Source organism: Acidobacteriota bacterium, assembly GCA_038040445.1.
Classification (GTDB): domain Bacteria; phylum Acidobacteriota; class Blastocatellia; order UBA7656; family UBA7656; genus Onstottus_A; species Onstottus_A frigus.
Genome location: JBBPIG010000008.1, coordinates 1 through 23,923, shown reverse-complemented (window position 1 = coordinate 23,923; position 23,923 = coordinate 1). Strand labels below are relative to the sequence as shown.

General features: G+C 57.7%; 24 protein-coding genes. 17 read left to right on the top strand and 7 right to left on the bottom strand.

Annotation, left to right across the window (positions count from 1 at the left end):
• Positions 1-63: 63 nt before the first annotated feature.
• Positions 64-849 carry a GNAT family N-acetyltransferase gene (locus tag AABO57_10510; GenBank protein MEK6286162.1) on the top strand — a complete coding sequence of 262 codons (786 nt, stop codon included), beginning with the start codon at positions 64-66 and terminating at the stop codon, positions 847-849.
• Between the two features lie 6 nt (positions 850-855).
• Here the strand turns inward: AABO57_10510 and AABO57_10505 are convergent, their stop codons facing one another.
• The 3 genes from AABO57_10505 to AABO57_10495 all read right to left on the bottom strand — a co-directional run bounded on the left by AABO57_10505 (position 856) and on the right by AABO57_10495 (position 2,366).
• Positions 856-1,467: a Uma2 family endonuclease gene (locus AABO57_10505; protein ID MEK6286161.1), complete on the bottom strand. Its 612-nt coding sequence runs from the start codon at positions 1,465-1,467 to the stop codon at positions 856-858.
• 129 nt (positions 1,468-1,596) lie between these two features.
• Positions 1,597-1,938, bottom strand: coding sequence for a hypothetical protein (locus AABO57_10500; protein ID MEK6286160.1), 342 nt, complete (start codon positions 1,936-1,938; stop codon positions 1,597-1,599).
• Positions 1,935-2,366, bottom strand: coding sequence for a DUF5674 family protein (locus AABO57_10495; protein ID MEK6286159.1), 432 nt, complete (start codon positions 2,364-2,366; stop codon positions 1,935-1,937). The genes AABO57_10500 and AABO57_10495 overlap by 4 nt, the downstream gene beginning before the upstream one ends.
• 109 nt (positions 2,367-2,475) lie before the next feature.
• Here AABO57_10495 and AABO57_10490 point away from each other — a divergent pair, with 109 nt between their 5' ends.
• The 6 genes from AABO57_10490 (at position 2,476) to AABO57_10465 (ending at position 10,295) form a co-directional block, all read left to right on the top strand.
• Entirely contained in the window at positions 2,476-3,882 is a 1,407-nt protein-coding gene (locus tag AABO57_10490) for a protein phosphatase 2C domain-containing protein (GenBank protein MEK6286158.1), read from the top strand.
• A gap of 86 nt (positions 3,883-3,968) precedes the next feature.
• Positions 3,969-5,630 carry a serine/threonine protein kinase gene (locus AABO57_10485; GenBank protein ID MEK6286157.1) on the top strand — a complete coding sequence of 554 codons (1,662 nt, stop codon included), beginning with the start codon at positions 3,969-3,971 and terminating at the stop codon, positions 5,628-5,630.
• Between the two features lie 172 nt (positions 5,631-5,802).
• The gene (locus tag AABO57_10480; GenBank protein ID MEK6286156.1) at positions 5,803-6,663 is read left to right on the top strand and encodes an FhaA domain-containing protein; all 861 of its coding nucleotides are present in this window, start codon (positions 5,803-5,805) and stop codon (positions 6,661-6,663) included.
• A gap of 161 nt (positions 6,664-6,824) precedes the next feature.
• Positions 6,825-7,034 carry a hypothetical protein gene (locus AABO57_10475; GenBank protein ID MEK6286155.1) on the top strand — a complete coding sequence of 70 codons (210 nt, stop codon included), beginning with the start codon at positions 6,825-6,827 and terminating at the stop codon, positions 7,032-7,034.
• A gap of 123 nt (positions 7,035-7,157) precedes the next feature.
• The gene (locus AABO57_10470) at positions 7,158-8,000 is read left to right on the top strand and encodes a tetratricopeptide repeat protein (protein MEK6286154.1); all 843 of its coding nucleotides are present in this window, start codon (positions 7,158-7,160) and stop codon (positions 7,998-8,000) included.
• A gap of 408 nt (positions 8,001-8,408) precedes the next feature.
• A complete protein-coding gene (locus AABO57_10465; GenBank protein MEK6286153.1) occupies positions 8,409-10,295 on the top strand; it encodes a glycosyltransferase family 39 protein in 1,887 nt (628 codons plus the stop codon).
• Positions 10,296-10,330: 35 nt separating this feature from the next.
• Here AABO57_10465 and AABO57_10460 read toward each other — a convergent pair whose 3' ends face one another.
• The 3 genes from AABO57_10460 to AABO57_10450 are packed head-to-tail and all read right to left on the bottom strand — an operon-like array spanning position 10,331 to position 13,051.
• The gene (locus AABO57_10460) at positions 10,331-11,839 is read right to left on the bottom strand and encodes a glycosyltransferase family 39 protein (GenBank protein MEK6286152.1); all 1,509 of its coding nucleotides are present in this window, start codon (positions 11,837-11,839) and stop codon (positions 10,331-10,333) included.
• Positions 11,836-12,444, bottom strand: coding sequence for a hypothetical protein (locus AABO57_10455; protein ID MEK6286151.1), 609 nt, complete (start codon positions 12,442-12,444; stop codon positions 11,836-11,838). Before AABO57_10455 ends, AABO57_10460 begins: the two co-directional genes overlap by 4 nt.
• Before the next feature lie 49 nt (positions 12,445-12,493).
• Entirely contained in the window at positions 12,494-13,051 is a 558-nt protein-coding gene (locus tag AABO57_10450; GenBank protein ID MEK6286150.1) for an HD domain-containing protein, read from the bottom strand.
• Between the two features lie 195 nt (positions 13,052-13,246).
• Here AABO57_10450 and AABO57_10445 point away from each other — a divergent pair, with 195 nt between their 5' ends.
• From AABO57_10445 to serC, 10 genes are all read left to right on the top strand, one after another.
• Positions 13,247-13,771, top strand: coding sequence for an SRPBCC family protein (locus AABO57_10445; GenBank protein ID MEK6286149.1), 525 nt, complete (start codon positions 13,247-13,249; stop codon positions 13,769-13,771).
• Positions 13,772-13,927: 156 nt separating this feature from the next.
• Complete coding sequence (gene hutI / locus AABO57_10440; GenBank protein ID MEK6286148.1) at positions 13,928-15,205, top strand: imidazolonepropionase; 1,278 nt, start codon at positions 13,928-13,930, stop codon at positions 15,203-15,205.
• A gap of 163 nt (positions 15,206-15,368) precedes the next feature.
• Positions 15,369-15,920: an RDD family protein gene (locus AABO57_10435; protein MEK6286147.1), complete on the top strand. Its 552-nt coding sequence runs from the start codon at positions 15,369-15,371 to the stop codon at positions 15,918-15,920.
• A gap of 435 nt (positions 15,921-16,355) precedes the next feature.
• Positions 16,356-17,246, top strand: coding sequence for a hypothetical protein (locus tag AABO57_10430; protein MEK6286146.1), 891 nt, complete (start codon positions 16,356-16,358; stop codon positions 17,244-17,246).
• A 113-nt stretch (positions 17,247-17,359) separates the two neighbouring features.
• Positions 17,360-18,247, top strand: coding sequence for a hypothetical protein (locus AABO57_10425; protein MEK6286145.1), 888 nt, complete (start codon positions 17,360-17,362; stop codon positions 18,245-18,247).
• A gap of 42 nt (positions 18,248-18,289) precedes the next feature.
• Positions 18,290-19,090: a sigma-70 family RNA polymerase sigma factor gene (locus tag AABO57_10420; protein MEK6286144.1), complete on the top strand. Its 801-nt coding sequence runs from the start codon at positions 18,290-18,292 to the stop codon at positions 19,088-19,090.
• Positions 19,087-19,875: a hypothetical protein gene (locus tag AABO57_10415; protein MEK6286143.1), complete on the top strand. Its 789-nt coding sequence runs from the start codon at positions 19,087-19,089 to the stop codon at positions 19,873-19,875. The genes AABO57_10420 and AABO57_10415 overlap by 4 nt, the downstream gene beginning before the upstream one ends.
• An 88-nt stretch (positions 19,876-19,963) precedes the next feature.
• Positions 19,964-21,001 carry a hypothetical protein gene (locus tag AABO57_10410; protein ID MEK6286142.1) on the top strand — a complete coding sequence of 346 codons (1,038 nt, stop codon included), beginning with the start codon at positions 19,964-19,966 and terminating at the stop codon, positions 20,999-21,001.
• A 273-nt stretch (positions 21,002-21,274) separates the two neighbouring features.
• On the top strand, positions 21,275-21,784 hold the full coding sequence (locus AABO57_10405; protein ID MEK6286141.1) for an N-acetyltransferase: 510 nt from the start codon (positions 21,275-21,277) through the stop codon (positions 21,782-21,784).
• Between the two features lie 468 nt (positions 21,785-22,252).
• Entirely contained in the window at positions 22,253-23,338 is a 1,086-nt protein-coding gene (gene serC / locus AABO57_10400) for a 3-phosphoserine/phosphohydroxythreonine transaminase (protein MEK6286140.1), read from the top strand.
• A gap of 280 nt (positions 23,339-23,618) precedes the next feature.
• Here the strand turns inward: serC and AABO57_10395 are convergent.
• Positions 23,619-23,923: hypothetical protein (locus AABO57_10395; protein ID MEK6286139.1), on the bottom strand; the 305-nt coding region annotated here is incomplete at its 5' end.

Below are 23,923 nucleotides of genomic sequence, written 5' to 3'. Positions count from 1 at the left end.
ATGAGGTTGTGTGGCCTGCCCGGTTTGATTCAAGATTCGCCTGTGAAGAGCGAGCACCCGCAGATGAGCATTGAAGAGTTCGAGTTGCTCGCGATGCGGCCCGGCTGGAAGCACGAGTACTGGGACGGCCGCGCTCATATCACGCCGCGTGAGCACGGCGTGATCGTCGCGATGCCCGTTACGCCGAGACCCGTAAACACAAGCCTCGTTCTCAGAAGAGCGACAGGCGCTGACGCAGCCGAGTTGACGACGGCATTTCTTGAGGCGTTCATCGATTCGACGGAGTACTGTGACTGGGAGACACAGAAGATTTGCGAAGCGGCGGACAAGGCTATCCGGAGTCATTTCGCCGGCGAGCGAGGAAAGCCACATTTGGCGTCTCGGGTGGCGATGGGGTTCGATCGCGAGCGAGGCTGCGACTCAATCGTGGGCGCCGCGCTGCTCACGCACGCGCCGCGCTATTCGATCCTCGACCTCCTGTTCGTTCGACCTGCCTGGCAGCGGCATGGAATCGCGACGGCTCTGCTGTCGGACGCGATGAATGAGCTTGATAGTGTCGGCGAGGCGATCTTGAAAAGCGCTTATCACGCGGCGAACGAGGCCAGCATGAACTGGCATCAACGATTTGGTTTCGTCGAGGAGCCCGATCTGATGCGCGCCCGGCTGTACTCGACCGCAGCGCGGCACGAGTTGTGGCGACGCGAGAAGATCGGCGGCGTGAGTGACCGCGAGCGAGCCGCGCTGAAGTCGGAGGCTGAGCGATGGGAGATCGAGGTCGACCGGCTCGAGGAGATCGCCGACCGCGAGGGCTACAGAGCGGTGGCGCCAATTCTGACGTGGCTTGATTGAGTGTCTTTAGACAAGGTCGTCGAACAGCCGGTTCACCGATACGCGCCAGCCTGATAGGACCCGCGACTCCGCTGATTCACCCTCGCTGTACACTACTACCTCCCATCTAGGCAGACCACCATCTCTAACGGGCGCGGTCCAATGCCGCACTTCGATCGTTCGTGTAGTCGGATCGATCAGCCAGAGTTCCCGAACGCCTAGCGCGAGGTAGGTATCCGCCTTGGTGGTGCGATCATAAACCGCCGTGCTCTTGGACAGGTATTCGAACACGATGTCGGCTGACGTTCGCCGCCGCCCCATTCGAGAAGCGAGCTCGCTAGAGACGTACATCATGTCCGGCTCGACGTTGGTGCTGTCGATGTAGATCGCTTCACGCGGATGGTAGACACTGCCCAGGTTCCCATTCGCGTCAAGGAATACGACGAGCGATTGATTCATTCTAGAGACGAGATCGCCGCGCGGAGGATCGGGCGGTGGGACCATATAGAGAACTCCTCCGATCAGATCGTAGTGCCAACGGTCCGGCGGTTCGGGCAACTCCCAAAACTCGCCGAGCGTGTAGTGACGCAGCAACGGCGAGAACGCTACCTGTGAATCGACTAGTTCGGCGGTAGACATGGTTTTGTTTCCTTGATGTGCCGCCATCGTAGCACACGGCCTTATCAGCCTCAATTGTCATACGACAGCGTTGTCGGCCGCGCGCGACTTAACTGCGCGAGGAAGAGCACCACCGAAACATCGGGGCTGTCATCGATCAGCTCTGGCGGCGATGCCGAAGTACAGGAAGTACTTCTTCAAGGTCTCGATTGACGTACCATAGATTTCATTGCCGTGGAAGACATCGCACACCTCCTCGCGCAATCGGAGCAGTTCGCGCAGGCGGCAGGCTGTTCGCCATTTCGGGTCTTCCACCGTGAGGTCCAGCAGCTCGAGCATTCGCTCAAACGCCTTTTCGAAGCGCTCGTGGTTTCCTCGCTCAAACGCGTTTGCTGCACGCTCGAACTCGCTTCCGACATTGCCCAGTTGTTCAGATATCGAGAACGTAAACCACCGTCCATCGGCAAGCTCTCTATGGATTAGTGGTTTCATCGTATGAGGGAATCGACGATCTCGCAGATCAGTTGTCGCGTGCCGGCGTCTTCTACACCGCGGGAGCGATTACCGAGTCTTGGCCTGATGTTGATGAGGGAGTCAAACTCGATCCATTCTGATCTTTGCTGGTCCGGATAGATGTTTATACCCCACAGGTCTGCTTGTGTTGAACCCAGCTCCAATAGCGCGGCCTCCTCATCGGAGTGCAGTTCCCCGCCTAGCGCAAGCAGTCGCCGGTTGGTGTCCACGACTGCCTTAACCATATCGCCGAACCGTTCGGCCGCCATCTCGGCTACGCGCTGTGTGCTAATAGGCTCGCTGATGATAACAATTTCGCTGTGGGGGTCTTCGGTCACCTCGGCATTATACACCGGGCATAGGACAATGAAGATCGTCTCTTGCACCACCATTTGATCGTCGTTCACGCGGTCAGTTGCGGAGTGCTAAGATGCTAGGGGAGTAATCAAATGCTTCGACGCGACGAACGAGCGGCTGACGGCCAGCGTATCTATTCTCGCGGCATCTAAGAGACCTATGGACCTCAAAGTCGGCTACATCTGTGACCGCGGGTTGAACCCCAAACGCCCGGTCAATCAGGACCGCTTTCTGGCGATTCCCGAGCGAGGCCTTTTCGCCGTGTTCGACGGGGTGGGCGGTCAGCGCGCAGGCGAAATCGCCAGCCAGACTGCCGCCGATACAATCGAAGAAGCCATCAGCCACAACTCCAAAAAAGATCCCTCGGCCGAACTCATACGCCGCGCGATCGACTTTGCCAACCGCGATGTGTTCGAGCTGGCTGAGAGCGATCCGGCGTATAAAACAATGGCGACGACCGTCGCGCTGATACACATCGACGGCGGCCGAGTCACTGTAGCTCACGTCGGCGACAGCCGGGTTTACCGTTTGGAAAACGGGCGCTTCCACCGCGAGACGGTCGATCATACTGATTTGAACGACGACATCAGAGCCGGTCGAATGATTGGCGAACAGGCAGCCGAGCTTGCCACCAACATCATCAATCGCGCGCTTGGAGTCGAAAGCATGGTAGAAGTCGAGATCAAATCGATCGATGCTCGAGACGGCGCGCGGTTCCTCTTATGCAGCGACGGCATCTACCGTCATTTGTCCGACGAAGAGATCGCGCGGGTGCTGGCTGAGCACAAGGACCCGCAGCGCGCGGCTGACGAGTTGAAGCGAATAGTTCACCAGCGCGGCGCCGACGACAATCTAACCGCCGTCGTCGTGCAAATGGGCCGCGCACGCCAGACCCCGATCATCGCGATTGATGATGGAATGCCCGAGCGCCCCGAGCGGAATGATAAACGCACGGTGAGCGCCGGAGCTGCGGCGGCTTCGCGAATTCCGGAGCGCGGCGGCCGTATTCAGGTCGAATTCAACCGCGCGCGGCCCGATCCGGACGAAGCGCCCCGCCCGCTCGACCGCAACAGTCTTAGCGGACGCTATGAAGCAAAAAGCAGCAGGCCGGGCTCGCGATTCTTGATGTACTCGTTGCTTGTACTGGTGCTGATCGCCGGAGCATTCTATGCCGGCCTCCGGGCGCCAGACTTCATCAAGGATCGTAAAGCTGATTCGAATACGAACGCCGCGGCCGATCCCTTGCTGATCGGACGAGAGGCATTCGAGAAAGGCGATTATAGATTTGCAGCGGCCGAATTCGAATCGCTAGCCAAGCGCGATCCTTCAAACGCCCGGGCGTTATATTGGCTTGGACGCGCTCTGCTTGAAGAACGCAACTACGCGAGTGCCGCAAAGAGCTTCGAGGAAGCGGCTGCGCGGCAGCCGTCGTTGTACGATGCTTACGTGCAGCAGGCCGCGGCGTATGAAGCGATGGGCGAGAAGTCCAAAGCCGCTTCAGCGCTGTCGCGCTACGCCGAAGAACGACGCAAGAATGAACGCGGAACGATGAATGACGGACGATAAGGAGGATCGAAGATAGAGAATAGAGGACGAAGATCGAAGATCGCACGCGATCATCTATCCTCGATCCTCATCTTCGACACCGATCCGTGCCTGAACTTAGACTAGACAACAGCGTGGTTGACGATCGTTACCTAGTGGAGCGGTGCCTGGGACGCGGAAGCTATGCTGAGATCTTTCTTGCGTACGATCAACTGGGCGACGGTGAGCCGGTGATCATCAAGTCGCTAAACACCTCGCTTCAGGGAACGCCCGACCCGGAGCTGGAACAGACGCTGGTTGAGAACTTTCAGAACGAAGCCATCGCGCTGGACCGCGTGCGGCACCCGAACATAATTCTCAGGCTCGGCCATGGCACCGCCGCCGATCTTGAAGGCGTGCCTTTTCATTACATCGTGCTCGAGTACATGCCCGGGGGAGATTTGTGGTCACTGTGCCGCAGCCGGCCGGTCGGTCTAGACGACGCGCTGTTTTATTTTCAGCAAGTGGCCGAGGCGCTCGCCTATGCGCACAGCGAGCGAGTCATTCATCGCGACATCAAGCCGAACAACCTGCTGCTGTCCGCGGACCGCCGTGTGTTGAAAATCGCCGACTTCGGCGTCGCCAAGATGACTCACGATGACGCCAGCGAGATCACCCGTGTCGGCACAAACGTCTACGCTCCCCCCGAGCATCATCCCGATGTCAGGGCTGATGACGCGAACGAAAAGCTCACCCCGTCGGCCGATGTCTATTCGCTTGCAAAGACGATCTACACCGCGATGACCGGGCGGGCGCCGCGCCAGTTTTCGCGACAACCGATCGGCGAGCTTCCCGTGGGGCTTGCGTCTGAACCGTGGTCCGGGCGCCTGCTGGCGGTGCTGGCCAAGGCAACCGCGACGCGAGTCGCCGACCGCTATCAATCAATGGAGGAGTTCTGGGAAAACCTGGCGAAGGTCCGATTGGCTGGAGACATCGGCGAGGAGGTTGACGACGAGGCCACGATAGTACGGGCGCGCTTGAGCGCCACGAGCATGGTTGAGCAGGCTGCCCCGCTTCCCAACTTCCAAACGCTGGCGAATGTGCCTCGCGAAATCATTCGCCCACAGAAGGCGAGAATAGTTGTCGAGTTGCCAGGTCACGCCGGTTACCATCGCCTGGCGAATGAGGGAGCCGCGGAGCCGGGGAGCCGGGGAGCGGGGGAACACGTTGATTCTGATGCCGGTTCATTTGCGACTCAAACTTTTGGGTCTCGGAACGCCGCCGAACCTTCGACCGGTCCCCGCATTCAGACGCGCGACGGCAATGCAGTAGTAGCGGTTGCATCATCCGGAGAGGGTCACGCCGTCAAGACTCTGCGCGCGAGGCAGACGAGCGCACAGACACTCCGCGCCGAACAAGGCTTGTTGAGCAAGCTGCGAGTTGTAATCAGCTCGGAGTGGTTGCGGCGAGTGTTCATCATTTTTTTAGCGGCAGCGCTGATCGGACTTGCCGCGTCTACCTACTATCACTTTGCCGATCAGAAGAAGCCCTGGATCCCGTTCTCGGGTTCGCAGGCGAAGGACGGGCGAATTGGCGGCGCGCAAAACGTCAACCTGCGAAGCGATCCGGCGGGCGCGGTGCTCGTTTCTCTTCCAGCCGGAACGCGAGTTCGGATCGTTGAAGAGCGTGGAGGATGGCGGCGAGTCAAAGTCTTGGAGTGGGCCGGTAGCCCTCCCGACAACGCTCCAGACAGCGGTTGGGTAGATGGCCAGTACGTGAAGTTGGACTAGACGGTTCAGGGTTCCGGGTTCCGGGTTCAGGGTTCAAGGTTCAAGGTTCAAGGTTCAGGTTCAAGGTTCGCTGAGGAAGCCCACCGACTTTAACTCTGAACCCCGAACCGTGAACTCCACCCCTTAACTCTGAAACCCGGAACCCTGAACCCGAAACCCTCGGAGGACAGTCATGCGAGCTTGGATAGAGAACCTCAGGAAATGGATCGACGGCGAGGAAGACCTCGACGAGCAAGGAGAGCCGAAGCCGAGGTCCAAATGGGACGACTTTCTGGTCGCTGTGGCGCGCGAGATAGAAGCTTCCATGCAGCGCGAGATGTTTACCCCGCCGGGCGGACCGACTTATGTGCCCCGCGAATACATTGTCTTCATGAGCCCGGCGGACGATGGGGAGTGGCAGGGCGAAAAGCGCGAAGGTCTCGAACGCGGGCTTCATCACGTGCTCTCCGAACGCGCAAAAGAGCTTGCCGGCGACAACGATTTTCAAACTCGCACGTTGACCGTTGAGCTTCGCGTCGATCCGGGATTGGAAGCGGGCCGCTTCCGCGTGCAGCACGTCTGGGACACCGAAGCACAGAAGACGATGGTGAAGCCACGCAAGCGAGCTGCGCCCGCGCCTGCGGAGTTGGTCACGGTGACTGAGAAGGTCGACGATGAGGCTACCATCGTGCGCGCCCGCAAACCTGCTGAGTCTGCCGAACCTGCCGTTGCGAGCTTCTCAGTACGGGTCAACCGCAAAGTGCCGGGCGCCGAAGCTGCTCTGCCCGATGTGCGGCCGTTCTTCAAAGACGAGATAACCATCGGGCGAGGCTCGCGGCATGTCGCTGTCGATCTGAGATTGGAAGGCGACCTCGAAGTGAGCCGCCAGCACGCGACGTTATCGAAGCAGGGCGACGAGTACGCCGTCACTTGCAAAGGAGCCAATCCGATCGTGATTAACGATGGCCGTGAAATATCCGCTGGCGAGAGCGCGACTGTAAAGCCAGGAGATAGGATCGCGGTCTGCAGCTACGAGTTGACCATCCAGACTTAATATCCGCGTTAAGCGGTTCCGTGCAAAAAAAGAGTTAGGCGGCGCGCGGTACAATGAGAACTACGGAGACAAGAATGACCACGTCAACCATCCTTGCGGCCAGTCTCGCGGGTTGGGTCAGGAATCAACCCCAGGAGTGTTCGTGATCAGGAGGCCAATGCATGAAGGTCTGGAAGAATAAGCTCGTCACCATTCTGTTCGCACTCGCCGGCGTGCTGTTTCTCGTTCCAACGGTGAAATCCGTCATAAAAGGGGAGCCGCTCAATGTCGCCTCCCTCGTCCTCTCCCTCGTCTTCCTCGTCTTCTCCCTCGTCCTTGGCGTTGCTGGCGGGCGGAAGTCCGGTGAGGGTTCTGGCCCGCCGAGTGCCTAACAATCCGCTGCTGACCGCGGCGGCATGACGGCTTTTCAGGGTTCAACTCACCGGCCACAGCGGCAGGTGGGCTTGGTGGTTCGCCCAGACGAGGCTAACCTGACTGAGGCTATGAGGTGCCAGATGACCCTTCGATTAACGCGTGCAACAATGACGATGATGTTTTGGCTTGTGCTTGTGTGCGAGGCCCAGACGCAGGGCCAACCCGAAGCTGTTTCGCCCCGAGGCGCGAAATTCTATTCGCAGCCTGATGAGAAAGGTGTAGTGGCCGAAGCCGAGAAGAAGCTCGCGGCTGATCCAAAGAACATCGAGTTGTTGATTGCTCTCGGCCGCGCGCAATCTACCGTATGGCGCTATCGTGATGCGATAGCCACGTACACGCGAGGACTCGAGTTGGATCCGAATAACGCGATGCTATACCGCCACCGCGGGCACCGCTACATCACCACTCGGCAGTTCGATAAGGCTGTCGCCGATATGGAGCGAGCCGCCCGCCTCAACGATAAGAACTATGACATCTGGTATCACCTGGGGCTCGCTTACTATCTGAAAGGCAAATTCGACAAGGCGGCGGCGGCTTACGAAAGGTGCCGGGCGGTGGTCGATAAAGACGATTCGCTGATCGCCGTTTCCGATTGGCTCTACATGAGCTATCGCCGGCAAAAGAAAGACGCAGACGCCGCGAAGGTGCTCGATCGCATCACGGCCGATCTCAAGGTCGAAGAGAACAGGTCCTACTTTGACCGGCTGTTGTTCTACAAGGGGCTGAAGAAGGAAGCCGAGCTGATCAACGACAAGATGACCGATCTGGAGATTGCGACTGTCGGGTACGGCCTCGCCAACTGGCATCTTTACAACGGCGACAAGGCTAAGGCGAAAGAGCTATTTCAAAAGATCACCTCGGGCAAGTACTGGCCCGCCTTCGGATTCATCGCTGCTGAGACGGACCTGACGCGGATGCCTTAGCCGTCAGGCTCCTGTATTGGCAGGATGCGTCAGCCGAAATCGCGCGCGGAGACTCCACGATTCAGTCTCTGGCTCATCCCTATCGCGATGAAGCAAGGAGGATGCTTGATACGGGTGGCATATTGATCTGAACTTAATATCCACTTCGGTCAGTGAGCTGCCTATCATAGCTCCGCAAGTAAAACATTTCCCGCTGAACGGGAAAAACGCCTGAGCGCGAGGTTGCCGACAATTGTCTCGAATCCAAAACCGGGTCAGCGGGATGTTTGAGCAAAGTTCGTTATACAATCTAAAGATATGTCCGCGCGACGAATTAACAGTGTAAGAGTCTGGTTGTCTGAGCAGCTTGCGAAATCTGAGTCAGAGGGCAGCCTCAGGAAAAGACGCCACCGGCGGTGGCTAGGCCTTATGTGCGCAGCGGTGCTTCTTCTTTCTGTGGCGGTCAGGCTTCTGTACTTTCAAGATATGCGCGGCGAGGTTCTTCACGAGCAATCGCTTGCCACCAATCTTGTCTACAACTACGAAGAAGAGAAGCAGAGGATGTTCAATGACGGAGGTCTACTGTTCCCCAGCAAGCCGGTCGATCCTAGCGACGCGCGAATGCTATTTCATCCTCCCGGGTACTCCATCTTGCTTGTGGCAATTTACGGTAATGATACGCCAGACAGATATTACGCCGCTCTCAGGCTCCTGCAAATTCTCTTTGCCGCTCTGGCTGACGTGTTCATCCTTTTGATCGCCGCCCAGTTGTTTCCGCTTGCCATAGCGTTTATCGCCGGCGTAATCGCAGCTATTTCACCACACCTTGCTTACCACTCCTTATGGCTCTCCCCTGACACTCTCTATATCTTACCGATTTTAGCTGCAATCTATCTGTTCATCAGGGCATACAAACGACCGCGTCTGGTGACTGTAGTTTCCGCTGGCGCTATGCTCGGCCTGTCTTGTTGGCTGAGGTCTAATGCGCTGCTGCTCGCGCCCTTTCTCGTTCTGGTGATCGCGGTGTTATTCGAGCGCGGCAAGCGATTGAGCTACTCAGCAGCGCTTGTTTGTGCGATGGCGATTGTCATTTCACCTATAACGATTCGCAACTGGGTTGTATTTCACCGCTTCGTGCCGGTGACGCTAGCAAGCGGGGTGCTACTTGTCGAAGGCATCGGCGAGTACGATGCTGAAGGCAGACTCGGGATGGCCGCTTACGACCAGGGCGTGTGTATCAAGGATGCGGAATGGCACGGGAGGCGCGACTATAGAAAAAGCCTTTGGGTCCCAGATGGAATAGACCGAGACTATTCGCGCGTTGCTAGAGCGCTTGCGGTTCTCCGCGCCAATCCCACATGGGCGGTCAGCGTCATGATTCAGCGCATGGCTTTCATGGTGAGATACAATGACTTTCGTACGACCGCTTTGACATCTCGCACCAGCAGAGCTCCTAGCGTTTCCTGGACCCCATCATTTGGACATAACACCGAAGTCCCATCCGGGATTCAGCCAATATCGTCCATCACAGCAGAAGACTGGATGAGCAGCCCAATCTCACAAAAAGCAGCAGGTTCGCTTGCCAACGACGGGCAGGAGGTTGTTCTTTCAGGGTCGGGGCGGGCGGACGAGACTTTGCTTCTCAGCACGCCTAGTTCTTTGAAGAAGCACACTGATTACATACTTAAGATCTCAGCCGAACTTGAGGAAGGAGAAGCGGCTATCGAGGCCAAGAGTACTGACCAACGAGTTACGTTAGGACGAGAAGTACTGTTGAAGGCGCCGGAACCAAGCGCTATCAACAGTAAAGAGCCAGGCTCTATCGAGAGACAAAGCGAACCCCCTCCGACACCCGGGCATGCGATCCCGGTTGTTGAGATTCCTTTTGCGAGCGGCCATCAAACCGCCACCGGGGTTGCGATCAGCTACCATGCGAGACAAGCGAGCAAAACCTCTATCAAGTTAGGCCGGACCGAGTTGTTCGAACTTGGGCCTACTCCTTACCAGTGGACTCGTCCGCCGCGCGCAGTTATCAGGGCGCTGCAGCAGAACCTCTTCAAGACCTCCTATATGAGATTGCTAATCGTCACGGGCATAATGCTTCTGGCACTGGCTGGCCAGTGGCGGACGCTCCTGATAGTGCTCGCGGTCCCGGTTTACTATTTATTAAGTCATGCGCCCTTCGGTATAGACTACCGGTATACTCTGCCAATGCATTATTTCTTGTTTATATGCGCGGCGGCTGCGCTCTACTGCACCGGCATGTCGGGGGCTCGACTCACGAAGTATTTGAAACGGACGGTCACCAATATATGAGGAGGCAGTCCATTACTATTCCGCTCCCGTGGGGTTCAATGGATAGCCGGCGCGCGGTTCACTTTTCTATCGAAGAATGACTTAATGACATTCGGCACGCCGACGCAAATCAGCACCCATACCGTCGCGGCAAACACGAATACGAAATACTGCATTGGCAGCGTGTAGCGAAACTCGGTGTGCATAGCCGACTGAAACAAGAAGTAATAGAGCGGCACAATCGAAATGAACATTGCCCTGCGCCAGCTTGCCGCAAACAGAATAATCGCGCCGATGATGATGAAGCCCAGCATGGTCTCTTTCGCGATTCGCTGAAGTCCTCTCACGACCGGCCGCATCCAGAAGATGCTTTCGCCAACGGCCAGGCTGGAGTCGTCCGGTGTTATTTCGCTCCAGACTCGCTTGATCGGAGCCGAGCGTTGTTCGGACCTCGCTTGCGAGACCGTAAGCACCAGCGGCGCGTGCGCGGAATACTTCAGCATCTCGCCGCATCGATGCATCATCACTCCCGCGTACCAGATCGGATAGCGCACGGCGATGCCGAGACTTCGCTTCGTTCTATCGCGGTCGCGCTTTATGCCGTCTGGCGTGGTCCACGATCCCGCGTAGCGTGGGTCGCCATACAACTCAGCTTCTTGCGTCGCTACTTCCGTGTCCTGCTTCACGGCCCCGAATCTATCGCCGCTCGCGTCACCTATGCCCTCCCAGAGAAGAATCCCCAGCCCAACCTGTATGGGGATGAACTCGCCGTATACCACATAGTTCCGAATCGTGATAGGAGCTATCGCAACAAGCGAAATTATCGCCGTCACCGCAACGCGCTTCACCACAAGCCATCGCCGCGTGTTGATCATCGCAAGCATCACGACCAGGAATAATCCCAGCAGAATCGTTTGCGCTCTGAGCCACGACCCAAGCCCGATCATCAATCCGGCCGCCGCGTAAAGCCAGTACGAGTGATGCGCGCGGCGGGCTATCACCAGAAGATAGATGGCCGCAAGCACCGGAAGCGCGTGCATCGCATCGGGGAGGATGAAATTCGATATGTGAGCAAGGTGATGAGACAGCGCCGCAAGCACGCCCGCGACGGCGCCCACGCGCCAGCTTATGAGCGAACCGGCGATCAGAAAAATCAACACTGCCGAGAGCGAGTTGACGGCGTTTTGAACAAGCTGGGGTTTGAAGAAATCTCGTCCAAGTATTGCATAGACGCCGCCGAGGAAAATGGAATATCCGGGCGCTTGCGTCAGCCATTTCGTATCTGAGGTATCGATGTTGTAAGGGCCCAGTACACCTTCGCCTCTTAGAATGGAGACGGCCCTGAGGTCATAGCCCTCAGTCAGCCCGTTGAAGGGCTGCTCGGTCGTGTACATCAAGGCAGCAAGATCAACTGCGTGGAGAGAGCGGACTGCGAAGGCGAGGGCGAAAATCAACAGGGCGAGAATCAACTTGGTTCTCGCGCGTGTAGTCTGTCGTGTGGCCAGCGCGACGACTATCCAACGGCGAAATCTTCTCAAGAGAAGCCGCCATTTGATAAGGCTCATCCTTTGAACTCTGCGGACCTGACGAACTCGTGGAAGGCTTGATCCCACCGGGCCACGGTCTTCTCCGGCCCGACCAGCTTGATGAAATACGCTCCCTTTGGAGTCTCGATGACCGCCGCGCGCATGCGAAAGTTCGGCTTGCTTTGAGCGGTTCCGCCTCCGCCCATATCGCCTCCGGCGTAGGTGCCGGCGACATCCAACAGCGTGACTTTCATGCCGTTGACGCTTGTCGTTTCTGTCTTAGCTTTATCCTGTGACGGACGGCCATCGGGTGGCTGCATCTGACCGATCCAACGCTCGAGGTTGGCGTTCACCGAGCCGCCCTGGCCCGCTCCAAAGTAGTACACGACGAGCGACGCTGCTTCTGCGTCGCCCTCTGCGGCTGGAAGCTGATATTGCGACACGCGCATGCTCGATGAAGGCCGCTCGCTCACCCAGCCATCAGGGGCCTTTAATCGAAGCTCACCCTGCGAACTTGACGCGGCAGCCTGCGGTGCGGCAGCCTGCGGCGCGTTCGTTGAAACTACAGTTGGCGGAGTCCCGCACGCCAGGGACAAAGCGCCGGCAAGCAGCGTAATGCTCGTTCTGACGGTGAAGCTCAACATTGGAAACCTCTCGGTAGTTGTTAGCTCGGGCTCAAAAGAACCAACGAGTCTATGCGCTTTGGGCCAGCTCTCTTTTTGGACTTGCGAAGACGCGATCGATCATCGGCTCGAAGTGCGACAGCGGAAGCGTGTCGTATTCAGGATCGAATGATGACTGGTCCCATCCGTCGGTGAACACGCAAGCCATCTCGTACCACGGCTCGTTCGCATACTGCCGTCGCGCGTCGGGGTCCTTGCCCATCAGTGCGTAGTAGTGCCGCCCCTGAAAATCCTGGTGCGTGCGAATGACCTCGTAGGTCTCGCGCGAGACGTAAGGCCTCAGAATTTCCGCGGCAATTGCCGGGTGGTTCTCAACTGAAATCACCTTGCCGATGTCGTGACACAACGCCGCGACGGCCATCTCTTCCGACGCTCCGTCGCGAAGCGCGCGGGTAGCCGTCTGCAAGCTGTGATCGAGCTGGTTTACCGCAAAGCCGTCAACTTGCTCTTCGAGTTGAAGCAGCATCGCCTTGATGATGCGGGGCATCGACGCCTGCCGCTGGGTGACCGCCTGACCGATTGCCATCCAGTCTTCGATCTTGCCCTGGTCCATTCTTGTAAAGCTCATTCAAGCGCCTCCATTGATTGTCTGTTGGCGAACAATATAATCACAGAAGCGGGGGAGGACACAATGGCCTGGGAGCGCAGGCATCCCTGCCTGCCCGCTTCTGCTCAAGCAAGGAAATCCCGGTTGCTGTAAGAGCAGGCTACGAGCAGGCAAGGATGCCTGCGCTCCCAGGGACGCCCATGGAAGGAGAAAGAAATGAAATGGTTTCTGATTGTGGTTGGGGTCATCGCGGCGCTCATCGCGGTGGTGGCTATCATCGGTTCTCTCATGCCAAAAGGTCACTCGGCATCGAGGACAACCGTCATCAACAAACCGCCCGAAGTTCTGTGGCAAGCTATGACCGACTGCGCCGCGTTTCCACAGTGGCGAGCCGACGTCAAGAGCGTTGAAGTGATCTCCGATCGCGACGGTCATAGAGTCTGGCGAGAAGATGGAAAGAACGGGAAGATGACGCTCGAAACGGTCGAGGCGAACCCGCCGTCGCGATTGGTGTTGCGAATCGCCGATCCCGACCGGCCGTTTGGCGGGACCTGGACCTATGATCTGCAAGCGAGCGGCAGCGGAAGCCGCGTCACCATCACCGAAAACGGAGAAGTCTACAATCCGATCTTTCGGTTCATGTCGCGCGTGTTTTTCAGTCCGACGGCTTCGATCGAAACCTATTTGAAGGCGCTGGGCAAGAAGTACGGTGAGGATGTGCAGCTCTCGTCCTCCGGCTAGCGGGATTGTGAAGAGGCCGGGAATCCCACCCACTGCCGTGGGGTGGTATTCCCGGAGTTTGACACAGTCTCGTGAACGCCTAGGCTATGGGAAACCGAGTCATATTAAGCTGCTGCGGTGGCCACGGACTGGGCTACTGCGTTAGGTTAATCAGAGATGGCGGAACTCCTCATCGAGAATGTTTCCCAGCTTGTCACGCTCGCGGGTCCAGCGCGTCCGCGCACGGGCGCCGAGATGCGCGAGCTTGCCATTGTCAGAGGCGGCGCGCTGCTCGCGCGTGATGGCGTGATAGTGGCCACGGGAGCCGCTTCCCAGGTCAAGCCGCAAGCCCGCCCGGACGCTCTGCGTATTGACGCGCGCAACTCAGTTGTTATGCCCGGCTTCGTTGATGCCCACACACACCCGGTTTTCGCCGGCACCCGAGAGGACGAATTCGAGATGCGCGCGGCGGGGTTCACCTATCAGCAGATCGCCTCGCAAGGCGGAGGCATCCGCTCGACGGTGCGAAAGACTCGCGCTGCTTCACAAGACGAACTGTTCGAGATGGCTTTGCCGCGCATGCACTGGCTGCTCGAGCACGGAACAACGACCGTCGAAGCCAAGAGCGGCTACGGCCTCACCGTCGAAGATGAGATGAAGATCCTGCGGGTGATTCAAAGGCTGAACGCCGAGACGCCGCTTGAACTGATTCCCACATTCCTCGGCGCGCACGAAATCCCGGACGAGTATCGCAGCGCGCGCGAGGACTACATACGGCTGGTGATTGACGAAATGCTTCCACGAGTCGCCGCCGAAGGTCTCGCTCGCTACGCGGACGTCTTTTGCGAATCGCATGTATTCAACGTCGATGAATCGCGCCGGGTGCTCGTCCGCGCGAAAGAGCTCGGACTGGGCGTTCGTCTACACGCAGAGCAACTGAGTCTAAGCGGAGGCGCCCGTCTCGCGGCGGAGCTTGGGGCTGCGACCGCCGATCACCTCGAGTGGATCGATGACGCTGGAATTGCCGCGCTTGCGCGAGCCGGAGTCATCGCAGTGCTGGTTCCAGGAGCGGTATTCAATCTTGGGCTCACTCGCTATGCGCGCGCGCGGGCGATGATCGAAGCAGGTATCGCCGTAGCGCTTGCCACTGATTTCAATCCGGGCAGCTCGCCGACGCCGTCGATGCAGATGGTCCTCTCGATAGCCTGCACCCAAATGCGAATGACTCCAGCGGAAGCGATCACTGCTGCTACGATCAACGCCGCTTACACTCTTGACTGCGGAGGCCGGCTCGGATCCTTAGAGGCAGGCAAGCAAGCCGATCTGGTTGTGTTCGAGTGCCCCGACTACCGGCAGATACCTTACTTTTTCGGGGTGAATCACGCGGCGGTTGTGATCAAGTCGGGCAGCGTCGTGGTGGATAGGCGCAACGATACACGCAACGCATTCTCATAGACTCGGGTTTGTCGAGCTCAAAAACAGTTTGCGGCGTGCAGTTTCGCTATATATAATCGCGCGGCTGCAAGGCCCTACCCCGATAATGAAAAGTTTATGAGACGCGCTCAGGCTTGGGCCTCCGGCGACTCGAACTGCAATCCAGCAAAGGGAGGAATTGATCATGTCTTACGGATATCAACAACCGGGAGGTTATGGTGCGCCGCCACCTGGATACGGCGCGCAGCCGGGAGCTTATGGTGCGCCGCCTCAGTTCGCCTACGCAAGCATGGGTAAAAGGTTCGTGGCGGCGTTGCTCGACGGGCTGGTCGTATTCGTTGGGACTGTTCCCGGCTGGATTCTGTTTGCGATCGCGATGGTTGGCGCGGCGTCCTCGGCGGATGCAAGCGGCCGGATAAGCGACGACGCTGCGGGTGCTTTTTTAGGCATGTTCTTTCTTGGCTATGCGCTGATATTTGTGGGCACATTGATCGTGTGGCTGTACAACGTGTATCTGCTCGGCCGAGACGGGGCGACGCTCGGAAAGCGATGGATGAAGATCAAGTGCCTTGACTTAAACGGCCAGCCGCTCGGATTCGGCAAGGCATTCCTGCGCGAGCTTGTTAAGCAAGTGTTAGGGAGTCTGTGCTTCCTTCTTTATCTTTGGCCACTCTTTGACGACCAGAAACAGGGTCTGCACGACAAGGCGCTTAGCACACACGTATTCGAGGCCTGACTCACGCTCTGGTTGACGGTGGGAACATTCGTCTGAAGCCCGTCGTCGCCCGTTCACTTGCGCTGAAATGGCGAGCGCCGGACACTTGCTGGTGATTAGATCTTTCACCGTTCCAGAGCAAACCGCGCACAGCGGGTTCGACCTTGTTCTGTAGAAAGGGGACTTTCGAATAACGAAGAAGCTAAGTTGCGACAAGCAGACCTGGTGATATAATCCTACCCGCTGTAGACCCACTAGTCATTCCCGCTGAAGCCCGGCTCCTGGGTGTTCGCACAGCAGACACGCTAATCATTTCTCGATCCGTCGGGGTCAAGGATTAACCGGGCGGCATCGAGGACTCTGCACATAACCGTGGAAGCTGGAAACGCTGCGCTTCGGATGCGATTCTGTGTTTTCCCTTCAACTTTATTCCAAACAACCCGAAGGAGGGTGACGATGAAAAAGAGATTCTTGTTTTCGATGTGCGTGGTTTGCTTGTTCGGCCTTCAGGCGGCTGCTCAGACGGGCCCGCCCGGACCGCCCCCGGTGCTTCAGATAGTGCGCGAGGACATCAAGACCGGAATGATGGAAGCGCACTCGATGGAAGCAAACGCTACCGTCCGAATCTGGGCCAAGGCGAAGTCGCCGCATCACCGCCTGGCGCTGGTCCCGGTAGCTGGAAACGAAAACGAAGTGATGTACTTCTGGCCCTTCGATTCATTCGCGGCGTTTGGCAAAGCCCAGCAAGACCTCGACAAAATCGGCGAGACCTACAAAGCCGACTTCGATCGAACGCGCCACGCCGGCGAAGACTATCACTCAGCCCAGCGAGATATGCTTGCGCGGCTGCGCCCGGACCTCAGCTACAACGGGCCAGTTGACATAGTGCGCTCGCGTTTTATGAGAGTCGAGACCATTCGTGTGAGACCCGGTCACGTGAGCGAATTCGAAGAAGCGCGCAAGATCATCAAAGCCGCGCATGAGAAGGCAAAGGTGGATGAGAACATGGCGGTCTATCAGGTGACGGGAGGCGCACAGGTGGGGACTTACATTGTGGCGATCCCCTGGAAATCTCTCGCGGAGGCAGACGGAGTGGCGCCGCAGCCGCATGGAAAGGCTTATCAGGACGCGTTGGGCGAGAGCGGCACGAAGAAAATCGCCAGCCTTTCGAGCGACTCGATCGTGTTCAACGACGTCAACATCTACGCCTTCAGTCCACAACTGAGCTACGTGTTAAAGGAATGGGTGGACGCCGATCCTGGTTACTGGACGCTGAAACCGATGTCGAGCCCGGGGCCCGCGCCGGCCAGGAAGAAAGCGCCAGCCAACACCGATGAAAAGAGATAGGAACTCTTCGTGAGGGCGCATCTGCGAAGAAGACCGTCGCAAAAGAGGGCCGTAAAGCACCCTCTTAGGACTAGGCAGCTTAACCTTGAAGAAAAAGTTTGGAGGAGAATCTTATGAAAAAGAGTCTGTTGTTTGTGTTCGCCTTATGCATGTTTGTTTCAACCGCGCTTGAGGCGGCGGCGCAGCAGGCAGCGCCGACGGGGCCGCCTAAAGTGCTTTCGATCTTTCGCGAAGAGATCAAGGCCGGGAGAGGCGCTGCCCACGAGAAGCTCGAAACCGGCTACGTTCGCGCGTTTCAAAAAGCCAAGTGGCCAGTCTATTCTTTGGCGATGACCGCGGCGTATGGCGGTACCGACGCGTGGTTCGTAAGTGCCTATGACTCGTTTGCGGCGCTTCAAAAGGACCGCGAGAATTTCGCGAAGAACTCGCAAGTGAGCGCCGACTTCGATCGGTTGGACGCGATGGATGCCGAGTTCCGGAGCGGCCAGCGAACCATCCTCTGTGTTCTGAATGAAGAGTTGACCATTGGAGGCGGCTTCGACGTTTCACAAATGCGGTACTTCGCGGTTAATACTGTGCGGGTAAGGCCGGGCCACGATCAGGAATACCAGGAAGCAAGAAAGATACTTGCGGAGGCGGTGAAGAAAGCGGACCCCAAGTCCCACAGTGTATTCTACGCGGTGAGGGCGGGCATGCCGAACGGAACCTATCTGATCTTTACACCCCGGAAATCGCTAGCCGAGATGGACCCGAATCCGGCGGTTGGCAGAGCGGTCCAGGAAGCCATGGGCGAAGAGAACGCCAGAAAGCGGCAGAAGCTGCTGGCGGATTCGGTTATCAGCACCGAGACGTCCATCTACTCATTCAGCCCGAAGATGAGCTACGTGTCGAAAGAGTGGGCAAAGACGGGAGGTGAATACTGGACACCCAAGCCTCCGCCGGCGCCGAAGTCTGTCGCAAAGAAGCCCGCCGAGGGCGAGAAGCCTGCCGAGAAAGAATAGATGAGCTCGTTTCCCGCGCTGTGAAGATATGTTTGTTCATGTATGGGTCCGGTGGCGATGCGCTCGATCGCCACCGGCTCGCTTTGCGTCGCACTTCGCCTGCGTGATGCCCGCGTGCGCATCGGGTTGAAACATCCGGTCTCTCCCACCTTTTGGAACTTTCCAACCTGCCGGCGTGAATCAATAATGTCAGCAGGCGGGCTGGCCGTTCACAGACAAAAGATGACTCTGCAAACGACTCCCAGCGATCCGGACCTGCTGCGGCTCATGATGGCCGGAGATGAAGACGCGTTCACGATGCTTTATCGGCGGCGGCAAGGCGGCGTCTACAGGTTCGCGCTTCAGATGAGCGGGTCTCAAACGGTGGCCGAGGACGTGACTCAAGAAGTGTTCATGGTTCTGATGCGTGAAGCCGCGAGGTTTGATCCGAACAGAGGCTCGTTGGCTGCGTACTTGTACGGGATCGCACGCAATCATGTTTTGCGAAGGCTTGAACGGGACCGTTTGTTTGTTCAGTTGGCGGACCCCCAGGTGGATGGTGCGATCACTCACGATGCTTTGATCGCCGAAGGTGATCCGCTCGGGGACCTGACGCGAAACGAGACGATCAAGGAGCTGCGTGATTCGATTCTTGTTTTGCCAGCGCACTATCGAGAGGCAATTGTGTTGTGCGAGCTGCACGAGATGAGCTACGTCGAAGCGGCCGGTGTGATTGGCTGCGCAGTAGGCACGGTGCGGTCGCGGCTTCACCGAGCGCGGGCGCTTCTCCTGGAGCGGCTTCGTGCTACGCGTGCTCGCAGCTCGGCTTCAGAGGAAGTCAAACCGGCGAGGTGTTTCGCATGAACTGTCACGAGCTAAACAGTGTGGTCAACGATCTGGCAAGAGATCAAATGATGGATGCTTCTCTGCGCGAGAAGGCGCTCTCGCACGCGGCGTCGTGCGCGGGTTGTGCGACGCGGCTCGCTGATGAGCGGGCGCTCACAACCGGGCTGCGACGGGTAGCCGAAGCGGTTGAAGAAGCTCCGAGGGGCGTTGAAACCGCGCTGCTTGCGGCCTTCCGTGAGCAACACTCGACTATGACTGTGCCGTTCGCAAGCGCCCGATCAACAGTGCGCAGATGGGTGTACCTGGCGGCGGGCGTGGCGGCGGCGGCCGCCATCGTTATGGCGCTCTGGCTGAGCGCGTCGCGATCTCGAGACCTACAACAACCTGTCCCACAAAAGGCCGACGGCACCGCGGCTCCTGCTTCACCGAATGATCGCCTGGCTGCGCCAAAGCCGTTACCTTCGCCGGCGATTGCCGGACCGAGATTTGCGGTTGATCGCGCGCCGAACCGCGTCAGGGGGACGCCTGGCGCGATCAAGAACGACGGTCGATCACAACGCGCAGAGGATAGTCTCAACGAGTCAAGTGGCGACCTCGAGATAGCAACGGACTTCATCCCGCTGATGAACCGCGATAGCCTTGCTCAATTGGATAGCGGGCAAGTCATGCGCGTCGAGCTGCCGCGATCCGCGCTCATATCGTTCGGGTTGCCAATGAACATGGAGCGAGCCAACGAGCGCATTAAGGCCGATGTCGTAGTCGGCAACGACGGACTGGCGCGCGCGATTCGCTTTGTTCACTGAAGACCAGTAAGGGCGCCCACGGTTGGTCACCCTTAACAGACTGCCTGTTTTTGACTTATGAAAAAATAACGCTGAAAGAGAGGACATTATGACGACTCAAAGAAGAAGCATGCTTGTTACGATCATTTGCGCTGTTGCTGTGCTGGCAAGCGTCGCCGGCGTCGGAGCGCAAGCAGTTCAGGAGAGAACGCCGCCCACCTCGCGCGAGGTCGTTGTCGCCCAGGGCGGCGTCGTGATCGCCGAGCCGGGACAGGCCTCCTTTGCCCGCCAGGGTGACAACACGTTTGTATTCGTTTCCTCGGAGATGAGTATCGACGGCAAGTTGGTAAAGGGCGCGCCCTATTCGGCACAGGCTGTCACCGAGACAGTGCAAACGCTAGCCGATGGCAATCGCATAGTGCGGCGAACCACTGCAGCGGTCTACCGCGATGGCGAAGGCCGCACGCGCCGCGAGCAGACGATCGGCGCGCTTGGGGCATATGCCGCGGCAGGCGAACCGCAGCAGACGATCTTCATCAACGATCCGGTTGCCGAGGTCAACTATGTTCTCGAGGCGAAGAACAAAATCGCTCGCAAGATCGCCCTCCCCGGCATGGGCAAGAAATTTATGACCGAATCGGCGAGAGTCAGCGCTCGCGAAGACGGAGGCGTGACCTCCGAACTGCATCAAAAAGCCACGACGGAGATCAGAGTCGAGATGGGGAGACCCGGTGGGTTCGGACCTGGACCGGGGGGACCCGGCCCTGGAGTCATGAAGACCAGGGTAGATCCCAAGAACACCAAGAAGGAATCGCTTGGAAAACAAACCGTCGAGGGCGTTGAAGCCGAAGGCACCAGGTTCACGACTACCATTGCTGCCGGCGAAGTCGGAAACGAGGCGCCTATCTATATCATCTCCGAGCGCTGGTACTCACCCGAGCTGCAAACCTTGATCATGAGCAAGAACAGCGACCCGCGGATGGGCGAAACCACCTATCGTCTGACAAGCATCAATCGCAGCGAGCCGGCACACTCTCTATTCGAAGTGCCGTCCGACTACACGATCAAAGAAGGGATGCCGTCCCCTATGCGGTTCAAGATAGAGAGCGAGCTCCGAAGGCCGGGAACCGAGAAAAAAGATCAGTAGAATAGCCTTGAGCTCTCAATTAGAAAAATGGCGGAAGCGATTCGTATCGCTCCGCCTTTTTCCATGGCCTGACTATTGTGTCCACTACTCAAACGACGCAATGGGCGCGTATGCTTGTTCCGGCATCAAGCGGCGTAGGTAGGTGGGCTTGCACCCGCCCGGGCCGCCTGCACATTGAATCAGATCACAGGTCGGGAAGGTGGGCTTGCCCCGGCTGGGCCGACTGCACATAGAATGAGATCACAGCTCGGGAAGGTTCAGAGAGGGCATCGGTTGATAAGCATCAGACCTGAAACAACAGAAGATCACGCGGCAGTCTACCGCGTTAACCAACTGGCCTTCGCCCAGCCGAACGAAGCTGATTTGGTAGACGCGCTTCGCGAGAAAGCGCGGCCATACATCTCGTTGGTTGCGACACTTGATGATCAGGTAGTCGGGCACATCTTCTTTAGCCCGGTGTCCGTTGAATCAGAAGAGCATGCTTTTGCGGCGATGGGTCTCGCGCCGATGTCGGTCTTGCCCGAATATCAGAATCAAGGAATCGGAACACAACTGGTGAGAGAAGGGCTGAAAGAGTGCAGCGGCCTCGGCCACGACATCGTCGTCGTGCTCGGGCATCCGGAGTACTATCCGCGCTTTGGCTTTGTTCGCGCCAGCTTGAAAGGGCTTCGATCCGAATATGATGTTCGTGATGAAGTGTTCATGGTGGCAGAGCTGAAACCGGATGCGCTCGGGGGTCGGCATGGATTGGTGAAGTACCATCCAGAGTTTGGGAAAGTATGATCCGATATGCAGCGGGCGGTAGACCTTGGGACACGGCTCGATATATGCTGATGAGGCACTGAGCTTAAGGGTGAACGTATGAGCGAACAGATAACAATTCAGGTGTCCGACCAAGTGGTGCGTCACGCGGCTACGGTGCATCCCAGACGCAGCGCCGAATCGAAGACGTGCTGGCCGAATGGTTAGAATCGGTCGTCAACGAGTTACGTTCCCGATCTTTTTCATATACGGCAGGGCATACGAGCCGGATTGAGAGAAGTATTTATCATTTCTGAAAATGAGTATTTCAAACTGAAACCACAAGAGCACAGATTCTTTCGACCCGTAGCTGAGAACAGGAATATCAGAAGTGGCCGCATTCAGCCCCATCAGTATATTTTCTATCCAGAGGGGTTGGGGGCTGGGGGTTAGGGGCTGGCCAGTTCCAACCCCTAAGCCCCACCCCCTATCCCCCATTTCGGGGGAATCATGACACAACGAATCTACAACTTTTCAGCCGGACCGGCGGTGCTGCCGCTCGAGGTGCTCGAAGAAGCGCAGCGTGATCTGGTCGCGCTCCCTGGCGTCGGGATGTCGGTGCTCGAGATAAGCCATCGCTCGAAAGCATTCGACGAGATCATCCAGGGTTGCGAAGCCGACATTCGCAAGCTCGCCGGCATCCCCGACAACTACCACGTGCTGTTCCTGCAAGGCGGCGCGTCGCTCCAGTTCTCGATGGTGCCGATGAATCTCCTGCCCGCCGGCGGAAAAGCCGACTACGTCAGCACCGGCTCGTGGTCGAAGAAAGCAATCAAGGAAGCGCAAAGAGTCGGTCAGGTGAATGTGGCCGCCTCTACGGAAGCGGAGAACTTCACGCGCGTTCCCAAACAAGATGAACTCAAACTCGACCCGGAAGCTGCGTACGTTCACCTCACCACCAACGAGACGATTCACGGAGTCGAGTGGAAGTACGACCCTGAGGTCGGCGCCGTGCCTCTGGTGGCCGATGCTTCGTCGGACATATTCGGGCGTCCGATCGACGTCAACAAGTACGCGCTGATCTACGCCGGCGCGCAAAAGAACCTGGCGCCCGCAGGAGTCACGCTTGTTTTCATTCGCGACGACATGCTCGCCCGAAGCCCGCAAGGCATGCACACGATGCTGGACTACAACACGCACGTGAAGAACAAGTCGCTTTATAACACGCCGCCGGTATTCACGATCTACGTCATGCGGCTGGTGATGAAATGGCTAATCGAGCAAGGTGGGCTAGAAGCAGCCGAACGTCGTAACGAAGAGAAGGCCAAACTGGTTTACGATGCGATTGACGCGAGCAGCTTCTATCGCGGCCACGCGCACGCTGACTGCCGCTCGCTGATGAACGTGACGTTCCGGCTGCCGAGCGAAGATCTCGAAAAACAATTCGTCGGCGAAGCGACGAAGGCAGGACTTGACGGACTCAAGGGTCATCGCTCGATTGGCGGCATTCGCGCTTCGATCTACAACGCGTTCCCGAAGGAAGGCGTCGAGGCACTGGTCGCGTTCATGAAAGACTTCGAGCGAACGCACGGCTAGGCGAGAGGCTAAACACAAAGACACGATGACACGGACACAAAGCGGCTATCCAAGGGCAGTAGACTAGAAGGCTAGATCGGCAGTGATTCGTTCGGGATGTCGCTTCAGGATAGCCGGGTGAATTTCCATCTTCGCGCCATCGGCCGAAAGGCGCTGGAAGAGTACGGGGAATATTGACTGCCCCGGTTCAACGGACGCATGCACTAGCTTGCGTGACCATTCATTGAATTCCTGATCTCCCTCCACTTCGATCAGGATCGCCGCATTGTCAGGAATAACGTCAGCCGCCCACCCCAGATGAGTCGCGACGAAGCCATTGAATTGAGCGGCAAGCGTAGAGTTTAGGCTTACGAACTCCGCTTCGTTTCGTGGCGAATGTTTGGTAAAGAGAAATCTGCGCCACCACTTCATCGTTTTCTTCTCCCTTCCAGATACCAAGTACGATGCTTTTGCGCCAGTTGGATCCTATTTCAGCAAGCGCCACGGTGAACGCCTTATTGAACGGTAGGTTTATGGCTCGGTGCTTGTCAAGACTTCCATCGCCATACTTGACGTCAAGATGAACGAACCCATTCATTTTTGCGT